This window comes from Rhizobium sp. BK591, from assembly GCF_014195045.1.
Classification (GTDB): Bacteria; Pseudomonadota; Alphaproteobacteria; order Rhizobiales; family Rhizobiaceae; genus Rhizobium; species Rhizobium anhuiense.
The window spans coordinates 289,830-306,453 of sequence record NZ_JACIAZ010000003.1 but is presented as its reverse complement, the minus strand read 5'-3'; the positions used below and the strand labels follow the sequence as shown (position 1 = coordinate 306,453).

The 16,624-nt window shown below is 60.5% G+C and carries 16 protein-coding genes, 3 tRNA genes and 1 riboswitch; of the genes, 5 read left to right on the top strand and 14 right to left on the bottom strand.

Annotated features, from left to right (window positions below; translation table 11 throughout):
- Positions 1-31 precede the first annotated feature (31 nt).
- The 5 genes from FHX10_RS14545 to FHX10_RS14525 form a co-directional block, all read right to left on the bottom strand.
- Positions 32-634 (bottom strand): NADH-quinone oxidoreductase subunit C, encoded by a 603-nt coding sequence (locus FHX10_RS14545; protein ID WP_047616504.1) that lies wholly within the window; start codon positions 632-634, stop codon positions 32-34.
- Positions 635-653: 19 nt separating this feature from the next.
- Entirely contained in the window at positions 654-1,238 is a 585-nt protein-coding gene (locus tag FHX10_RS14540; protein ID WP_003578567.1) for a NuoB/complex I 20 kDa subunit family protein, read from the bottom strand.
- Positions 1,229-1,594 (bottom strand): NADH-quinone oxidoreductase subunit A, encoded by a 366-nt coding sequence (locus FHX10_RS14535; RefSeq protein ID WP_010055493.1) that lies wholly within the window; start codon positions 1,592-1,594, stop codon positions 1,229-1,231. The genes FHX10_RS14540 and FHX10_RS14535 overlap by 10 nt, the downstream gene beginning before the upstream one ends.
- A 246-nt stretch (positions 1,595-1,840) precedes the next feature.
- Positions 1,841-1,917 (bottom strand) — tRNA-Asp (locus FHX10_RS14530).
- 85 nt (positions 1,918-2,002) lie between these two features.
- Positions 2,003-2,079: transfer RNA gene (locus FHX10_RS14525), tRNA-Asp, on the bottom strand.
- A 428-nt stretch (positions 2,080-2,507) separates the two neighbouring features.
- Between FHX10_RS14525 and FHX10_RS14520 the strand changes: the two genes are divergently transcribed.
- From FHX10_RS14520 to FHX10_RS35585, 3 genes are all read left to right on the top strand, one after another.
- Positions 2,508-2,583, top strand: a tRNA-Val gene (locus FHX10_RS14520).
- A 101-nt stretch (positions 2,584-2,684) separates the two neighbouring features.
- Positions 2,685-3,083, top strand: coding sequence for a hypothetical protein (locus tag FHX10_RS14515; RefSeq protein ID WP_047616501.1), 399 nt, complete (start codon positions 2,685-2,687; stop codon positions 3,081-3,083).
- A 441-nt stretch (positions 3,084-3,524) separates the two neighbouring features.
- Entirely contained in the window at positions 3,525-3,737 is a 213-nt protein-coding gene (locus tag FHX10_RS35585; RefSeq protein ID WP_048338652.1) for a hypothetical protein, read from the top strand.
- 55 nt (positions 3,738-3,792) lie between these two features.
- Here FHX10_RS35585 and FHX10_RS14510 read toward each other — a convergent pair whose 3' ends face one another.
- Together FHX10_RS14510 and FHX10_RS14505 are read right to left on the bottom strand one after the other, a co-directional pair.
- Entirely contained in the window at positions 3,793-4,341 is a 549-nt protein-coding gene (locus FHX10_RS14510; RefSeq protein ID WP_047616651.1) for a glutathione peroxidase, read from the bottom strand.
- Positions 4,342-4,470: 129 nt separating this feature from the next.
- Positions 4,471-4,824 carry a hypothetical protein gene (locus FHX10_RS14505; RefSeq protein ID WP_018241586.1) on the bottom strand — a complete coding sequence of 118 codons (354 nt, stop codon included), beginning with the start codon at positions 4,822-4,824 and terminating at the stop codon, positions 4,471-4,473.
- Positions 4,825-4,989: 165 nt separating this feature from the next.
- Between FHX10_RS14505 and FHX10_RS14500 the strand changes: the two genes are divergently transcribed.
- Positions 4,990-5,595 carry a class I SAM-dependent methyltransferase gene (locus FHX10_RS14500; RefSeq protein WP_183908242.1) on the top strand — a complete coding sequence of 202 codons (606 nt, stop codon included), beginning with the start codon at positions 4,990-4,992 and terminating at the stop codon, positions 5,593-5,595.
- A gap of 5 nt (positions 5,596-5,600) precedes the next feature.
- Here the strand turns inward: FHX10_RS14500 and FHX10_RS14495 are convergent, their stop codons facing one another.
- Entirely contained in the window at positions 5,601-6,002 is a 402-nt protein-coding gene (locus FHX10_RS14495) for a cupin domain-containing protein (RefSeq protein ID WP_245294555.1), read from the bottom strand.
- A gap of 242 nt (positions 6,003-6,244) precedes the next feature.
- Here FHX10_RS14495 and FHX10_RS14490 point away from each other — a divergent pair, with 242 nt between their 5' ends.
- A complete protein-coding gene (locus FHX10_RS14490; protein ID WP_184389539.1) occupies positions 6,245-7,231 on the top strand; it encodes an aldo/keto reductase in 987 nt (328 codons plus the stop codon).
- Positions 7,232-7,412: 181 nt separating this feature from the next.
- Here FHX10_RS14490 and FHX10_RS14485 read toward each other — a convergent pair whose 3' ends face one another.
- The 6 genes from FHX10_RS14485 to clpP form a co-directional block, all read right to left on the bottom strand.
- Positions 7,413-9,611, bottom strand: a complete 2,199-nt coding sequence (locus FHX10_RS14485; RefSeq protein ID WP_246781229.1) for an esterase-like activity of phytase family protein — start codon at positions 9,609-9,611, stop codon at positions 7,413-7,415.
- A 95-nt stretch (positions 9,612-9,706) separates the two neighbouring features.
- On the bottom strand, positions 9,707-10,606 hold the full coding sequence (locus FHX10_RS14480) for a DMT family transporter (RefSeq protein ID WP_127430626.1): 900 nt from the start codon (positions 10,604-10,606) through the stop codon (positions 9,707-9,709).
- Positions 10,607-10,700: 94 nt separating this feature from the next.
- Positions 10,701-10,959: riboswitch (FMN riboswitch) on the bottom strand.
- A gap of 139 nt (positions 10,960-11,098) precedes the next feature.
- Positions 11,099-11,374: a DNA-binding protein HupB gene (gene hupB, locus FHX10_RS14475; RefSeq protein ID WP_003558438.1), complete on the bottom strand. Its 276-nt coding sequence runs from the start codon at positions 11,372-11,374 to the stop codon at positions 11,099-11,101.
- Positions 11,375-11,580: 206 nt separating this feature from the next.
- Positions 11,581-13,998 (bottom strand): endopeptidase La, encoded by a 2,418-nt coding sequence (lon, locus tag FHX10_RS14470; RefSeq protein ID WP_047616487.1) that lies wholly within the window; start codon positions 13,996-13,998, stop codon positions 11,581-11,583.
- 404 nt (positions 13,999-14,402) lie between these two features.
- Positions 14,403-15,680 (bottom strand): ATP-dependent Clp protease ATP-binding subunit ClpX, encoded by a 1,278-nt coding sequence (clpX, locus tag FHX10_RS14465; RefSeq protein WP_003573940.1) that lies wholly within the window; start codon positions 15,678-15,680, stop codon positions 14,403-14,405.
- 303 nt (positions 15,681-15,983) lie between these two features.
- A complete protein-coding gene (gene clpP / locus FHX10_RS14460; RefSeq protein WP_003573944.1) occupies positions 15,984-16,613 on the bottom strand; it encodes an ATP-dependent Clp endopeptidase proteolytic subunit ClpP in 630 nt (209 codons plus the stop codon).
- Positions 16,614-16,624 lie beyond the last annotated feature (11 nt).

Genomic DNA, 16,624 nt, shown 5'->3' with positions numbered 1-16,624 from the left:
GTGGCGGCGAAAGCCGCCAGCCGCCTTTAATTTATTGCTTCGCTTTTTCATCACCGGGCAGCACATAGTCGGTGCCTTCCCATGGCGACATGAAGTCGAAGTTGCGGAATTCCTGCTTCAACTCGACCGGCTCGTACACGACGCGTTTCGCGGCGTCGTCGTAACGGACCTCGACGAAACCTGTCGTCGGGAAGTCCTTGCGCAGCGGGTGGCCTTCGAAACCGTAGTCGGTCAGGATGCGGCGCAGGTCCGGGTGACCGGTGAAGAGCACGCCGTACATATCCCAGGTCTCGCGCTCGAACCAGTCGGCGCCGGGATAGACGGCGCAGGCCGAGGGAACTGGCGTATCTTCGTCGGTCGCGACCTTGACGCGGATGCGCAGGTTCTTCTTCGGCGACAGCAGATGATAGACGACATCGAAACGCAGCTCGCGCTGCGGCCAGTCGACGCCGCAAATATCGATCAGGTTGACGAAACCGCATTTGGCGTCGTCGCGCAAAAAGGTCAGCAGCGCGACCAGGTTTTCACCCGTCGTCGTCACCGTCAGCTCGCCATACTTCGTCTGCGATGCGGCGACCAGGTTGCCGCGCGCTTCACCAAGGTAGGACGCAAGCTCAGTCAGGGCTTCACTCATATTGCCTTGTCCTTAACCCTTAGCGTTCGATCGTGCCGGTACGCCGGATCTTCTTCTGCAGCAGAAGCACGCCGTAAAGCAGCGCCTCCGCCGTGGGGGGACAGCCCGGCACGTAGATGTCGATCGGCACGATGCGGTCGCAACCGCGCACCACCGAATAGGAATAGTGATAATAGCCGCCGCCATTGGCGCAGGAGCCCATCGAGATGACGTAGCGCGGCTCGGGCATCTGGTCATAGACCTTGCGCAGCGCCGGCGCCATCTTGTTGGTCAGCGTGCCGGCGACGATCATCACGTCGGACTGGCGCGGCGAGGCGCGTGGCGCAAAGCCGAAGCGCTCGACGTCGTAGCGCGGCATCGACAGCTGCATCATTTCGACGGCGCAGCAGGCCAGACCGAAGGTCATCCACATCAGCGAGCCGGTGCGGGCCCAGTTGATCAGCTCGTCGGTCGAGGTGACAAGGAAACCCTTGTCGGCGAGCTCATTGTTGATCTCGCCGAAGAAGGCGTCGTTGCTGCCGATCGGCTTGCCGGTCGAGGGATCGATGATCCCCTTCGGCTGCTGGGCGACGAGGGGCTGATTGCTCACAGGGGCTACTCCCATTCCAGGGCTCCCTTCTTCCATTCATAGATAAAGCCGATGGTCAGCACGAGAAGGAAGACCATCATGGACCAGAAGCCGAACCAGCCGATGGCGCCGAAGGAAACGGCCCAGGGGAAGAGGAAGGCGACTTCGAGGTCGAAGATGATGAAGAGGATCGACACGAGGTAGAAGCGGATGTCGAACTTCATGCGGGCGTCGTCGAACGCGTTGAAGCCGCATTCGTAAGCCGAGAGCTTTTCCGAATCAGGCGCTTTGAAAGCCACGGCGAACGGCGCAATGAGCAGCGCCAGGCCGATAACGAGCGCGATAGCGATGAAGATAGCGATCGGAATATAAGAACTGAGCAGTTCAGTCATCATGTTCATCCCTGCTTGCCGGAGGCGCCAGGCGCGCATTTGGGCAAATGCCCGGCAAGCGAACGTGCGTTGCAACAAGCCGTGGTTAGCGCAGCCGACGCCCCGGCGCAAGAGATTTACAGAGGCAATTCGACGCGTCGCGCGCGGACATTATCAAGCAGATGCAACGATGTCGCGACAAATCCACGCAAGCCGCCTGAAGCTGCATGTCTGACCATTGGAAACTGCATGGCTTTCGGAAGAAAATGGCGCGAGTGACGGGGCTCGAACCCGCGACCTCCGGCGTGACAGGCCGGCACTCTAACCGACTGAGCTACACCCGCGCATATGATCGGCCATTGGCGGCCGCGAGGATGAAGAAAACCGGACAAACGACAAATCGCATTTGCGTTTTACAAAGACTTGAAATGGCGCGAGTGACGGGGCTCGAACCCGCGACCTCCGGCGTGACAGGCCGGCACTCTAACCAACTGAGCTACACCCGCAATTCATTTCAAGCAGTCCGGATGCCTTCGCACCCTCACCAAAACGGCTGCCCGTTTCGATGAGCGGCTAACTACGGGGTTCGTCTTTTAGTGTCAAGCAGGTTTGGAGACAAAACCATGACAGTCTGTGAAATGTTTCGACGGGTTGGGTGCCAGATGAACAAAAGCCGGCACTTCCGTGTTCCGCAGCGATGCTCAAGCGCAGACGCAGCGCCTTCGAAACGGAGATGCGCGTCACCCTCCTCTCACTTTTCCACAGCCGAGCCGAACCTAAGCGGCATTGCCAGACACGGGGCAAGACACGGGGCAAGACACGGGAGCACCACCAAAAAAATCAAAAAATCTTCACAAACACTCTTGCGGTTTTGCCGCGTTCCGCATAGATCACGGCCACCAACGCGGCAGGCCGATCCGGCTTCGTTTGCGATGGGCGATTAGCTCAGTTGGTAGAGCGCCTCGTTTACACCGAGGATGTCGGGAGTTCGAGTCTCTCATCGCCCACCATTTCCAAACTTTCCCGCTGCTTGTCCATCCGATTCGGGCTTTCGAATTAGCTCGCTAATCCGGTCACGATCTGCGCAAGGTGTTTCGTCAGGAGACACCTCATGAAAATCGTTGCCATCATCTCTGCGCTGCTTCTCGCCGGCGTGGCTGTGCCGCCGTGCATTGCCAAGGAGCCCGCGCAAGAGGTGTTCCTGTCTGCCGGGGACCAGACGATGACGACCTCGGGAGAAACTCCGGGCCGCGAAGCCAGAACATATCTCCTGAGAATGCAGTCGGATCTGCCGATTGTTTTTTCGGTCGATGCCGACAATTCAGCCTGCAGCCTGGAAATCATGAAAGCCAGCCAGCGCGGCGTCTTCAGCAAAATCAGCCGATTCCCCGCATCTTTTAGAGACAGCGGTCAAAGTGGCGATGAATATAGGTTTTCGTTTTTCCAGAACCGCGTTTCATTTATGAGCGGCGCCCGATGCGCCTTCTCATTTTCTCTGACGCAGAAGTGATTGCGTGATTGGGGTGATGGGTACGCCTTCCGTTTGGCGGGCACTCATCGTTACGCTTCGCCAGTTGTTGATCCACCGCCGAAACCAGCTGCGAATCGTCTTCCGGTGGATCGTCGCAAAGCCCATACGCCGCCTGTCGGTTGTCACGATTCTCCGTGCCCGGTGCAATCGGCTGGCCGATGCCCGGCTCGCCGCATGATCCGAATTGTGGGCGGGTCTACATTCTCGAGGCGGCATTCGGCGAGACGTTCCGGCGCAATAAGGCGTTACGCCCGGCAGCTTCAGATGCGCGCCATCGCGACAGCACTCCACCAAAACGGACTACTCCCGGCCGCCGCGCCACCTCCTATTGGGCGAATGGATGGGGCTCGGCAAAAGTGGGAATATTTGCCGCCCGGAAAGTTTCCGCGCTTAAAGGCTTACGACGCCTGGAGGTGTGCCATGAAGGCCCTGTGCTCCGCCTTGACGCTGTGCATCGCTATTGCCCTTTGTACGCCAAGTGCCATCTATGTCAGCCTGCCCGGATACGCCTTCAAGACGAATCCGAAATGCCAGCGCCACGAACCAAAAACGCGATTCGACAGAAGGTGTGACTGGCCGAGACTGGGCTACAAGGACTTTACGCCCCCGCTTGTGACCGTGCTTGGGATCTGAACACCGGCCGAGCACTCATCGCAGTCCAGACGCCACTGGTGTCGCCCGAGGGCCTTCATCTCTTCGCCAATTCCTTATCCACCGCCGAAACCAGCCGCGAATCATCTGCGGTCACGTCAGGCGCGAAACGGGCGGCGACTCTGCCGTCGCGGCCGATCAGGAATTTTTCGAAGTTCCAGAGGATGTCGTCCTCGTCGCCGCCTGTCATGCCGTGGGATTTCAGGCGCTCGCGCATCGGTCCGTCGCCGGTCGTCGCGACACCCGATTTGGTCAGTTGCCGGTAAAGCGGATGCTGCGCCTCGCCCTTGACCGAGATCTTCGAGAAGATCGGGAAGGTGACGTCATAGGCGCTGGTGCAGAAGTCGAGGATCTCGGCGTCGGTGCCGGGTTCCTGGCCCTTGAAGTCGTTGGCGGGGAAAGCGGCGATGACGAAGCCGCGCTCGCGCTTTTCGCCATAGAGCTTTTCCAGCCCCTCATATTGCGGCGTGAGCCCGCATTTCGAGGCGACATTGACGACCAGGAGCACCCTGCCCTTGTATTCGTTGAGCGTGGTCTCGCGACCATCCACAGTCTTGACCGGGATATCCAGCACGTTGCCTGTCACGGGAACCTCCAATTCGTAAGGATATGGTTCGCCCAAGTTAGCGATATCGCCGCCGTTGTCATCAGCGTCGGGATCAACTTGGCTTCCACAGGACGCCGGTGCGGCTTCCGGCCGCACCGGGCCTCAGCCTCAGGCGGGAGACGTTTCCTTCACATCGTCGAGCAGGAAGTGCACGACGAGATAGTCCGTCTTGTAATGGCGGCCGCTGTCCGACACGGAATCGACGCTGCCGCCGTCCTTCGGGTGCCAGGCATGGTAATGGGGATTGGTGGTGATCAGCGTGATGGCCTTGCCATCCCTTTCGCCAAGCCGGAAGCGCATCTCGGCGAGCGGCCAGATCCGCTCATAATCCTGCATGGTGATTCGCGCCTTCAGAGCCTTGCGCTGCAGCGGCGCTTCGCCGGCCTCGGCTGGTGTTTCCAACATCACCTCCTCAGCTCCGCTGATGATGGCGTTGAATTCTTCAGGCCACATGCGTCTCATGAAATCGCTCCTCCCGAGGCTTTTTCGTCAGTTCACAGATGGAACTTAGCGGTTTGTCGAAAAGAAGCAAATTCCCGTCATGCGGTTGTCATCGGCACCAGTCGCTCCTACCTTCCCGTCAAACCGCATCAGGGCCGTCAGTCGCCCGCAATCCCGAGATCAGAGATGAAGACACGTGAAGAAAGGCAGGCGCTCCGGGCGAGCATGCCGCGCACGCCGCTCAGCGCCCATCACATGGAAAACGCCCGGCTGCTGCCGGACCGCGGCGAATTGCTCTATCGCATCCCGAACGGCGGCATCGGCGTCGAAGTGGGCGCAGCCTTCGGCGAATATACGGCAGAGATCCTGGAAAAGAACCGTCCGGCGCAGCTCTACCTCATCGATCCCTGGTCGATGGATCGTTACAGCTCCGGGTTAGACGCGATCCACACGAACTTCGCGGGCGAGATCGCGGCCGGCCGGCTGCACCTGATGCAAGGCACATCGCTGGAGAAGCTTGCCGAATTCGAGGACGATTTCCTCGACTGGGCCTATATCGATACCGACCATTCCTTCGACCTCACCTGGCAGGAACTGCTGCTCTGCGACAAGAAGGTGAAGCGGACGGGGCGCATTGCCGGGCATGATTTCTGCACCGGCAATACGGTGAAGCCGATCGTCTATGGCGTCGTCGAGGCGGTCACCAAGTTCTGCAAGGATTACGGCTGGCAATTCGAGTTCCTGACGGTCGAATCGCACGCGCATTTTTCCTATTGCCTGAAGCGGCTCTGATCCGCTCACACTTTGCCGGAATATTGCTCGTCGCTGACCTTCTCCATCCAGTCGACATGGCTGCCATCCAGCGCCTCGTGCACGGCGATATGCGTCATCGCCGTATCCGGGGCAGCACCGTGCCAATGTTTTTCATCAGGTGCGAACCAGACGGTATCGCCGGGGCGGATTTCGCGGATGTCCCCGCCCCAGCTCTGGGCGAGGCCCTTGCCTGATGTGACGATCAGTGTCTGGCCGAGCGGATGCGTATGCCAGGCCGTGCGGGCGCCGGGTTCGAAGGTGACGGAGACCGCCCTCGCCCGGGCCGGCGCCGGCGCTTCCATCAGCGGATCCTGGCGGACAGCGCCGGTGAAATAGTCGGCCGGTGGCTTCGTCGAGGGGCGAGAGCCGGCGGGTTTGATCTCCATGATCTTTCCTTTTCCATTCATTGCGGTTGAAGCCTTGTGGCGGAACGATATTTCATCGAGGCGGCCAATCAAAGCCGGATCGACAATTGCCGCAAAGTCGCCCGACTGATAATTCCAATGTCTTTCATCACCAAAGCGCATCGCATCGCGCTTGCTTCATGCGACGCGCCTTGGCTCTTTGTTTTTATGCATGTCGTTATCCCTACACAGTTTCAGGCGACATGCAGTAGGGAGGATTTTTCATGAAACACCATGCTTTTGGCCGCATGCCCTTCACCGTCACCAATGTCGGCTTCGGCGCCTGGCAGATCGGCGGCTCCTGGGGCGATATCAGCGAGGCGGACGGACGCGCCGCCCTGAATGCCGCACTCGATGCCGGCATGACATTCATCGATACGGCTGATGTCTACGGCGACGGCCGCTCGGAAAAAATCATCGCCGACGTGCTGAAGACGCGCGGCGGCGCCCGCCCGATGGTCGCCACCAAGGCCGGCCGCCGCCTCAACCCGCATGTCGCCGAAGGCTACACCACGGCCAATCTCGAAGGCTTCATCGATCGCAGCCTCAAGAACCTCGTGGTCGACAGCCTCGACCTCGTGCAACTGCACTGCCCGCCGCGCGAGGTGCTTTACCAACCGGAGGTCTTCGAGAGCCTGGACGCGCTGCAGAAGGCCGGCAAGATCAAGGGTTACGGCGTCAGCGTCGAAAAGGTCGAGGACGGGTTGAAGGCGATCGAATATCCCGGCGTCGTCAGCATCCAGATCATCTACAACATCTTCCGCCAGCGCCCCGACCACCTGTTCTTCCAAGAGGCGCGCCGCAAGAACGTGGCGATCATCGCCCGCGTGCCGCTCGCAAGCGGTCTCCTCTCCGGCAAGATCACCCGAGACACGCACTTTGCCAGCGACGACCACCGTAATTTCAATCGTCACGGCGAGGCCTTCGATGTCGGCGAGACCTTCGCCGGCGTGCCCTTCGAGGTCGGCCTGCAGGCGGTGGAAGAGGTGCGCAAGCTGGTGCCCGCAGGCGCCACGATGGCCGCCTTCGCGCTCCGCTGGATCCTGATGGCTGAAGCCGTCACCGTCGTCATCCCCGGCGCCCGCAATGCCGAGCAAGCCAGAGCCAACGCCGCCGCCGCCGACCTTGCCCCGCTTTCGGCCGACATCATGGCCGCAACCCGCGAGATCTACGAGCAGCTGATCGCGCCGCATGTGCATCAGCGCTGGTAGGGTTGGAGTGCTGATTCTTGGCTGGGGAGGCCAGATGGCCCCTCATCCGGCTTCCGCCACCTTCTCCACGCTCGCGGGGTGAAGGGACCATGCCGCAACGCCTCCGTTCCCCGTATACCTCTCGCAGGGCACGTCCCCTCTCCCCGTTTTACGGGGAGAGGGCTAGGGCGAGGGGCAGGTTTCAGTTTGTCGCATTCAGCTCGACCGGGAAGAACAGTGTCTCGCCGGAGGAGTCGCTGACGCCGTCATTGTCGGTGACCGCGTAGGGTTTGCCCGAGGCGTCGAAGGTGAAGCCTTCGAGCTTGTCGAGCACATAGCCGTTGGTCGCGGTCTTGAGTTCACCGAGGAAGTCGTGTGCTTCGGTCTTCTTGACGACCGGCAGTGCACCGCCAAGCTTGGCGGGCTTCAGCTCCGATATCGCGACCTTGTAGAGCTTCTTCAGCCTGGCGGCATCGCCGACCAGGTTGTCGCGCTCGATGATGTAGACGCTGTCGCCCTGGGCCGAGATTTCCGACAGGCCGACCCAGCCGGTTTCCGTCTTGTCGAGCGGATAGCGCACGGCGCCCCATTCCTTCCTCTTCGGATTGTAGGAGACGAGCTTGACGAAGCCCTTCTCGTCGTCACCCCACTCGCGCTGCACCGCCATCCAGAGTGTCGTATCGTCACCGGTGCCGACAATGGTCACGCCTTCGAAGCCGTAGCGGATTTCGTTGGCGGCAAGCTCCTTCGGCAGGGCGATCTCGGCCTTGATGTCGCCCTTGGCATTGACGTTATAGAGGGCGTGCGGAACGAGACGTTCACTGTAGCCTTCCGAGGCGAGCCAGAAGGAGCCGTCGGCGGCAGCCGCGATGCCTTCGATGTCGAGCTTCTGGGCCGGAGCGCCGTCACGCCTGACGACAAGGGCCTCGGTGATGACGGCCGGCTTCTTGCTGGCATCGATCGTGTAGATCGTCGGCTGCGAGCCGAGAACGCTGTCGCTGACGGCATAGAGCATGCCCGGCTTGCCCGGAACGGCAGCAAGACCCGAAAGAGCTGCAAAGCCGATCGGATTGCCGTCCTTGTCGGCGGAGACGATCTGCGGATAGGCCTTTTCGCCTTCCGAGCGCTCATAGATCATCACATGCGAGCGCGCACCGCCGTCCTTGCCGAGGTCGAGTTCGTTGGCGGTCGCAAGCAGATTGCGCGCAGGAATGGCGATCGCGCCTTCCGGCGAAATGCCGGACGGCAGCAACTGGACGAGTTCGGGATCGGCGCCGGTATCCTTATAGACGCCGACGACCGAGGCGCGTTCGGCGAGCAGGAAGAAATATTGCTCGTCGCCGAATTTGGCGGCTTCGAGACCTTCGGGCTCGACGCCCTTCGATCCCGACCGGCTTTCCGGATAGTGGCCGATATGGGCGACAGCGCGTTCGAAGGATGCGCCCGATTCGTAGAGAAGCTTGCCCGTCTTGTCGAAGATGGTGAAACCACGCGAGCCGCCCTGGTAGTCGCCTTCATTGGCGACGAGGAGGCGGTTGTCGTCGAGCCACTTCACGGCGTCGGGCTCGCGCAGCACGCCCTTGGATTCGCCTGAAAATTTCAGGGCGCCGTCACGCTTGGTGTCGATGCCGGTCAGATCGACGCTGCCGGCGGAGAAATGCGTCTTCACCGCGGCCGTATTGGCGTCGATGATGACAATCTCGTTGTTTTCCTGCAGCGTCAGCGCAATCTCGTTCAACCCGTTGAAGGCGACGAATTCCGGCTCCGGATCCTCCGGGGCGACGCCGGCAAGGCCGGTCAGCGCCACATGCTTGATGGTGCCGCAATCGACGGTGCCGTTCCTGACCTGGAAGACGACGAGGTCGCCGGCCGGCATCTGCGGGATCTTGCCGTCATTGACCTCTTCGTCACGCTCGTTTTCGATGGCGATGGCGCCGAGCGTCTTGTCCTTGTTGAGGGCGATCGAATCCGGCTGGCCGCCGAGATCGCAAGTGCTCTCGATCTTCCTGGTCGCGACATCGACGATCGCGAGACGCCCCGAGGGCTTTGCCTTGCTTTCGGAGGTGTTGACGGCGACGAGCGCCTTGCCGGCGCTCGAGGTGACCGAGGTCGGCTCACCGTCCATCATGACAGCGCCGCCGGCTTTCGGAGCCTTGGCGTCGGTGATGTCGATGAAGCCGATCGCGCCGAGCGGGCTGTCGCTATAGATCAGCGTGTTGCCGTCGTCGGTCGCAGTGATGATTTCGGCGGAGCTGACCGACAGCTTGTCCTTGTCATCAGGCAGGTTCTGGGCGACCGGGAAGGAAGCGATGCGGTTGAAAACTGGTTCGGCCGCGGCCGGAAAGGCGACGGATGCGAGAAGCACGGCAGCAAGCGCTGCCTTGCGCGATGAAATGGTCATGAAATCCCCCATGTGTCGAATATTCGAAACATGAGTTTTCTGCGGGAGCGGCATGACAGAGGCATGACAGAGGCGGCATTTTTCGCCGGATCACCTCAGGCGGGTTTGCGCTCCCTGCGCATCTCGTTTCGCATGATGAAAAGCGACGCGGAGAGGATCAGAGCCGCTCCCAACCAGAGATAACCCGCCGGCGCATAACCGAAGAACAGCCAACCGGCCAGCACGTTCAACGGCAGCTTCAGATCGTCGAAAGGCTGGACATAGGCGGCATCGGCTGCGGCATAGGCAAGAGTGAGGAAATACTGGGCTGCCGCGGTCAAAAGCCCCGCCAGCAGGAACAGGGCAAGGGTCGCCCCGGTCGGCACGGCAAAGCCTGCCGCGAGCGCCAGCCCGCCATTGATCGGCGTCAGCAGCACGAGCAGCCAGACGGTGATCGTCTCCGGTCGTTCGATGCCCGTCAGGCTCTTGGTGATCAGCGACGAGGCGCCCCATAATAGCGCCGAGAGCACGGGCAGGAGAGCCGCCCAGCCAAAACCGTCCGACCAGGGCTGCAGAATGATCATCGCTCCGGTGAAACCGGCCGCGGTCGCCGCCCAGCGGGCCGGGCCGACGCGCTCGCCAAGGAAAAGCCGGGCGCCCAGAATGATGAAGAAGGGTGAGGTCATCACCAATGCGATCGCCTGCCAGATCGGCACCGAAGCAAGGCCGGCGATCCAGGCCTCGACGCCGAGCGCGGCAAGTGCGACGCGCGCCAGGTGACGCCAGGGATAGCGCGTGCGCATCGCCGCAAGGCCGAGCCTGCGAAGGAAGGGCAGCGAGAACAGGAAAGCGAAGCCATATTGCCAGAAGGCGGCCGGGGCCGAGGGGAAGGCAAGCTTCATCGTCAGCCATTGGGTGACGACGTTGAGAAGCGAAAAAGCAATGCCGGCAAGGACCATCCAGAGGGCGCCGACAACGGCGCGAGACGGCTCTGCGGCTAGGGAAGTCTGATTCATGTCTCTCATCCGAAACCAGGGACCAACATAAATCAGGACGCATGAGCCACGACCAAGCGACACGGGGCAGACCCCTGCCCTTCGCACAGCCGACACTCATTCTCTTCCATCCGGACTTTAACCGTCGGCTCCGGAATCGCACCGGATCTGCTGACCCCTCCCCCGCTTCGACATGAGAGAAGGCGCTCGCGGGCTTGAGCCTACTGGATAATTTCCTTAAATCGGAACCGATTTAAGGGAAAAATTATGCAGCAACTTAAAATGCTACAGCGTCCTTTGCGCGTCTGAAAAGACGCGCGGCGCTGTAAACCCTTACCGCCGGTGGGGAGTTTCACCCCGCCCTGAGAACAGAAATGTCGTAGATCAAAGCCCGCGCGGCGGCAAGATCAACCAAAGCAAAAAGGTCCGGCAAAGCAAAAGGGGTCCGGCAAGCCGAACCCCTCTCAAATCCTGCACAACCGGTCTCGTTTCCGGTTGGCGGATAATCTCAGATCAGCCGTTGACGGCGTCCTTCAGGCCCTTGCCGGGCGTGAATTTCGGCACGTTGCGAGCCGGAATGTCGACTTCAGCGCCCGTGGACGGGTTACGGCCCTTCGTTGCAGCGCGATGAGAAACGGTGAAGCTGCCGAAACCCGCGAGGCGGATGTCGCCCTTGTTCTTGAGTTCAGCCTGGACAACGTCGAAAACCGCGTCAACAGCGGAAGCCGCGTCAGACTTCGTCAGTCCTGCCTTTTCGGCTACTGCGGACACGAGTTCATTCTTGTTCATGTTTCCACCCCTTTCTAAATGGTATGAAACGACTCAAATGTAAGCTAGGCGCAGAATAGGTTTCATCAGGCCCGCCGGAAACCCAAAAGCCCTGCAAATCAAGGAAAAGCAAGCGTCTACATGACGTTTTCACAAAAAAGGCTGGCGTTTCCGCCAGCCTTTTTGCGTGTTTTGTCCCAATGGGGCATAAATGTGGCACAGGCCACTCAATGCGCTATGGTTGCGCCCGTCTCATCGAGGCCTTCGACCGTTGCGATGACGGGCGTTTCCACCGTGCCGTCCCATTCGATCGGCTCCGGCCGCCGGATCAGCGCATGCTTGATCACCTCGCCCATGCGGGATACCGGGATGATCTCCATGTTGTTCTTCACATTATCCGGAATCTCCGCCAGGTCCTTGGCGTTTTCCTCCGGAATCAGCACCTTCTTGATGCCGCCGCGAAGCGCTGCGAGCAGCTTTTCCTTGAGACCGCCGATCGGCAGCACACGGCCGCGAAGGGTGATTTCACCGGTCATGGCCACATGCCTGCTCACCGGGATACCGGTCATGATCGAGACGATCGCGGTTGCCATGGCGACGCCGGCCGAGGGGCCGTCCTTCGGTGTCGCGCCTTCCGGCACGTGCACGTGGATGTCGCTCTTGTCGAAGCGCGGCGGCTCGATGCCGAAATCGACGGCGCGCGAGCGGACATAGGAGGCCGCTGCCGAGATCGATTCCTTCATGACGTCCTTCAGATTGCCGGTGACCGTCATGCGGCCCTTGCCCGGCATCATCACACCTTCGATGGTCAGCAGCTCGCCGCCGACCTCCGTCCAGGCAAGACCGGTCACGACGCCGACCTGATCCTCGCCCTCGGCTTCGCCATGGCGGAAGCGCGGGACGCCCAGATAGTCGGAGATGTTGGCGGCCGTCACGTGAACGGACTTCGTCTTGCCCTTGATGATCTCGGTGACCGCCTTGCGGGCGAGCTTCATCAATTCGCGTTCGAAGCTGCGGACACCGGCTTCGCGGGTGTACTGCTGGCTGATCGCCATCAGGGCGTCGTCGCTGACCGAGAATTCCTCCGGCTGCAACGCATGTTCCTTGATGGCCTTCGGCAGCAGGTGCCGCTTGGCGATCTCGCGCTTTTCATCCTCGGTGTAGCCGGCGATACGGATGATTTCCATGCGGTCCATCAGGGGTGCTGGAATGTTCAGCGTATTCGCCGTCGTGATGAACATCACGTCCGACAGGTCGTATTCGACTTCCAGGTAGTGGTCCATAAAGGTCGAGTTCTGCGCCGGATCGAGCACTTCGAGCAGAGCCGAGGACGGATCACCGCGGAAGTCCATGCCCATCTTGTCGATCTCGTCGAGCAGGAAGAGCGGGTTGGACTTCTTCGCCTTCTTCATCGACTGAATGACCTTGCCGGGCATCGAGCCGATATAGGTGCGGCGGTGACCGCGGATTTCGGCTTCGTCGCGAACGCCGCCGAGTGCCATGCGGACATACTCACGGCCGGTCGCCTTGGCGATCGACTGGGCGAGCGAGGTCTTGCCGACGCCCGGAGGGCCGACGAGGCACAGGATCGGGCCCTTGATCTTGGTGGCGCGGGCCTGCACGGCCAGATATTCGACGATGCGCTCCTTGACCTTGTCGAGACCGAAGTGATCGGCTTCGAGGATCTTCTCGGCATTGTTGAGATCGGCCTTGATCTTCGACTTCTTGCCCCACGGAATGCCGAGCAGCCAGTCCAGATAATTGCGCACGACGGTGGCTTCCGCCGACATCGGGCTCATCTGGCGCAGCTTCTTCAGTTCCGCATCGGCCTTTTCACGGGCTTCCTTGGACAGCTTGGTCTTGGAGATGCGCTCTTCCAGCTCGCTCATCTCGTCGCGGCCTTCCTCGCCGTCGCCGAGTTCCTTCTGGATCGCCTTCATCTGCTCGTTAAGATAATATTCGCGCTGGGTCTTCTCCATCTGGCGCTTGACGCGCGAGCGGATACGCTTTTCGACCTGCAGGACCGAGATCTCGCCTTCCATGAAGCCGAGAGCTTTTTCGAGGCGCTGTTTGACGCTGGTCGTCTCCAGCATCTCCTGCTTCTCGGTGATCTTGATCGACAGATGCGAGGCGACCGTATCGGCGAGCTTGGAATAGTCGTCGATCTGGCTGGCGGCGCCGACCACTTCGGGCGAAATCTTCTTGTTGAGCTTCACATAGCTTTCGAATTCGGAGACGACCGAACGCGACAAGGCTTCCAGTTCGACCGGATCGTCATGCGGCTCCTCGAGCACATGGCCGAGCGCCTCATAGAAATCCTCGCGGCTGGTATAGGTGTCGATCTCGGCGCGGGCGCGGCCTTCGACCAGAACCTTGACGGTGCCGTCGGGCAGCTTCAGGAGCTGCAACACGTTCGCCACGGTGCCGACATTGTGGATCGCGGACGGATCCGGATCGTCGTCACTGGCGTTGATCTGCGTCACCAGCATGATCTGCTTGTCGGAACCCATGACCTCTTCGAGCGCACGGATCGACTTTTCCCGTCCGACGAACAGCGGCACGATCATATGCGGGAAAACCACGATGTCGCGCAGGGGCAGAACAGGGTAGGCAGTGCTGCTCGCTACAGACGTTTTCTTCGTCATTTTATGTCCTTTCCATCGTCCCGTTACCGGGCTCTCTGCACGGCCGCTTGGGACCGGCCGGCACTCTCACTTGTTGCTACAAGTGGAGGTTCTGACTACGCTTTTCAAGCCACGCTAACGCCCGCGTTCCCCGGATGTGACGGCTTTGTTACAACGGAACGCCAACACTATGAAGCGCGTGGCTGGACCGGCGCTTACCACTTCCGACCCGGCTAAAATACAAACGCCAACAATAGGCTTACGGAATCACGGCATCATTGCCAAGCACTCCCCTTTGCGCAACATCGGCAAAGGCAATTCCGGTTCCCACCGGCAAAATACTAACAGCGCCTCGCATGGTTTTTCAAATAGAAAGGGGCCTGCCGATGGCAAGCCCCCAAAATAATCATAGGAAAGCAGCAAGATCACGCCGAAGCGTTGGCCTTTTCTTCCTGACGATCGGCATAGATGTAAAGCGGACGGGCCGAACCGCGCACCACTTCCTCCGAGATGACGACCTCGCGCACGCCTTCCAGCGTCGGCAGTTCGAACATCGTGTCGAGCAGGATCTTCTCCATGATCGAGCGAAGGCCGCGGGCGCCGGTCTTGCGCACGATCGCCTTGCGGGCGATTTCGCGCAGGGCATCCTCGTGGAAGGTCAGTTCCACGTCTTCCATCTCGAACAGGCGCTGATACTGCTTGATCAGCGCGTTCTTCGGCTCGGACAGGATCTGGATCAGCGCATCTTCATCGAGATCCTCGAGCGTCGCCAGAACCGGCAGACGGCCGATGAACTCGGGGATGAGGCCAAACTTGACCAGGTCTTCCGGCTCCAGTTCGCGCAGGACTTCGCCGACGCGGCGGTCGTCCTGGGCCTTGACGGTGGCGCCGAAGCCGATCGAGGTCTTCTCGCCACGGGCGGAGATGATCTTGTCGAGGCCGGCGAAGGCGCCGCCGCAGATGAACAGGATGTTCGTCGTGTCGACCTGCAGGAATTCCTGCTGCGGGTGCTTGCGGCCGCCCTGCGGCGGTACGGAAGCGACCGTGCCTTCCATGATCTTCAGCAGCGCCTGCTGCACGCCCTCGCCCGAGACGTCGCGGGTGATCGACGGGTTGTCGGACTTGCGCGAAATCTTGTCGACTTCGTCGATGTAGACGATGCCGCGCTGCGCACGCTCGACGTTGTAGTCGGCAGACTGCAGGAGCTTCAGGATGATGTTTTCGACGTCCTCGCCGACATAACCGGCCTCGGTCAGCGTCGTCGCATCGGCCATGGTGAAGGGAACGTCGATGATCCGGGCCAGCGTCTGGGCAAGATAGGTCTTGCCGCAGCCCGTCGGGCCGACGAGCATGATGTTCGACTTCGCCAGCTCGACTTCGCCGTTCTTGGAGGCGTGCGCCAGGCGCTTGTAGTGGTTGTGCACGGCGACCGACAGGATCTTCTTCGCCTGCCGCTGGCCGATGACATATTCGTCGAGGACCTTGATGATGTCCTGGGGCGTCGGAACGCCGTCGCGGGACTTGACCATCGAGGACTTGTTCTCCTCGCGGATGATGTCCATGCACAATTCGACGCATTCATCGCAGATGAAGACGGTCGGTCCGGCAATCAGTTTCCGGACTTCGTGCTGGCTCTTTCCGCAGAACGAACAATAGAGAGTGTTCTTGGAGTCGCCGCCGTTGCTGCCGCTGACCTTGCTCATATCATTTTCCTTCCAGCACGCCGCTTTTCAAGGCGAAATCGCGGTCCACTCTATCAGCTCCTGGCGGCACTCCGTTTCCGGAGCCTTTGCCGAGAAGGGCTTCAGGGGGTACGAACCGGTCCCAACCAATCATGTCCGGGTTCCGGCGGCAACGAATTCCCCTTCGAATGCCGAATGCTATGTCATAAAAATTCAACATAGCATTAATAGTTACTATTAGCGTCTTCGTCGCCGGATGAAAGCCCTTGTTCAATCACAAATGGGATAGAACTGTGGCGACAAAAACACCATCCCAATTAATTACTAGGCCTGTTCGCCTTCCATTTCGAGGCGCGACGTCAGAACCTTGTCGATGACGCCCCAGCCCTGGGCTTCGTCCGCATCCATGAAATGGTCACGATCGAGCGTCTTTTCAACTTCTTCATAGGTGCGGCCGGTGTGCTTGACATAGACCTCGTTCAGGCGGCGCTTCATCTTGAGGATGTCGCGGGCGTGGCGCTCGATGTCCGAAGCCTGGCCCTGGAAGCCGCCCGAGGGCTGATGCACCATGATGCGGGAATTCGGCGTGGCGAAGCGCATGTCCTTGTGGCCGGCGGCCAGCAGCAGCGAGCCCATGGACGCGGCCTGGCCGATGCAGAGCGTCGAAACCGCGGGCTTGATGAACTGCATCGTATCGTAAATCGCCATGCCTGCGGTGACGACGCCACCGGGCGAATTGATGTAGAGGGCGATTTCCTTCTTCGGGTTTTCGGCCTCGAGGAAGAGAAGCTGGGCGCAGACGAGCGTCGCCATGTGGTCTTCGACGGCGCCCGTCAGGAAGATGATGCGTTCCTTCAACAGGCGGGAATAGATGTCGTAGGAGCGTTCACCGCGGTTGGTCTGTTCCACGACCATCGGCACGAGGGCCATAGCGGTATCGACTGGGTTTCTCATGTGCGTCCTTT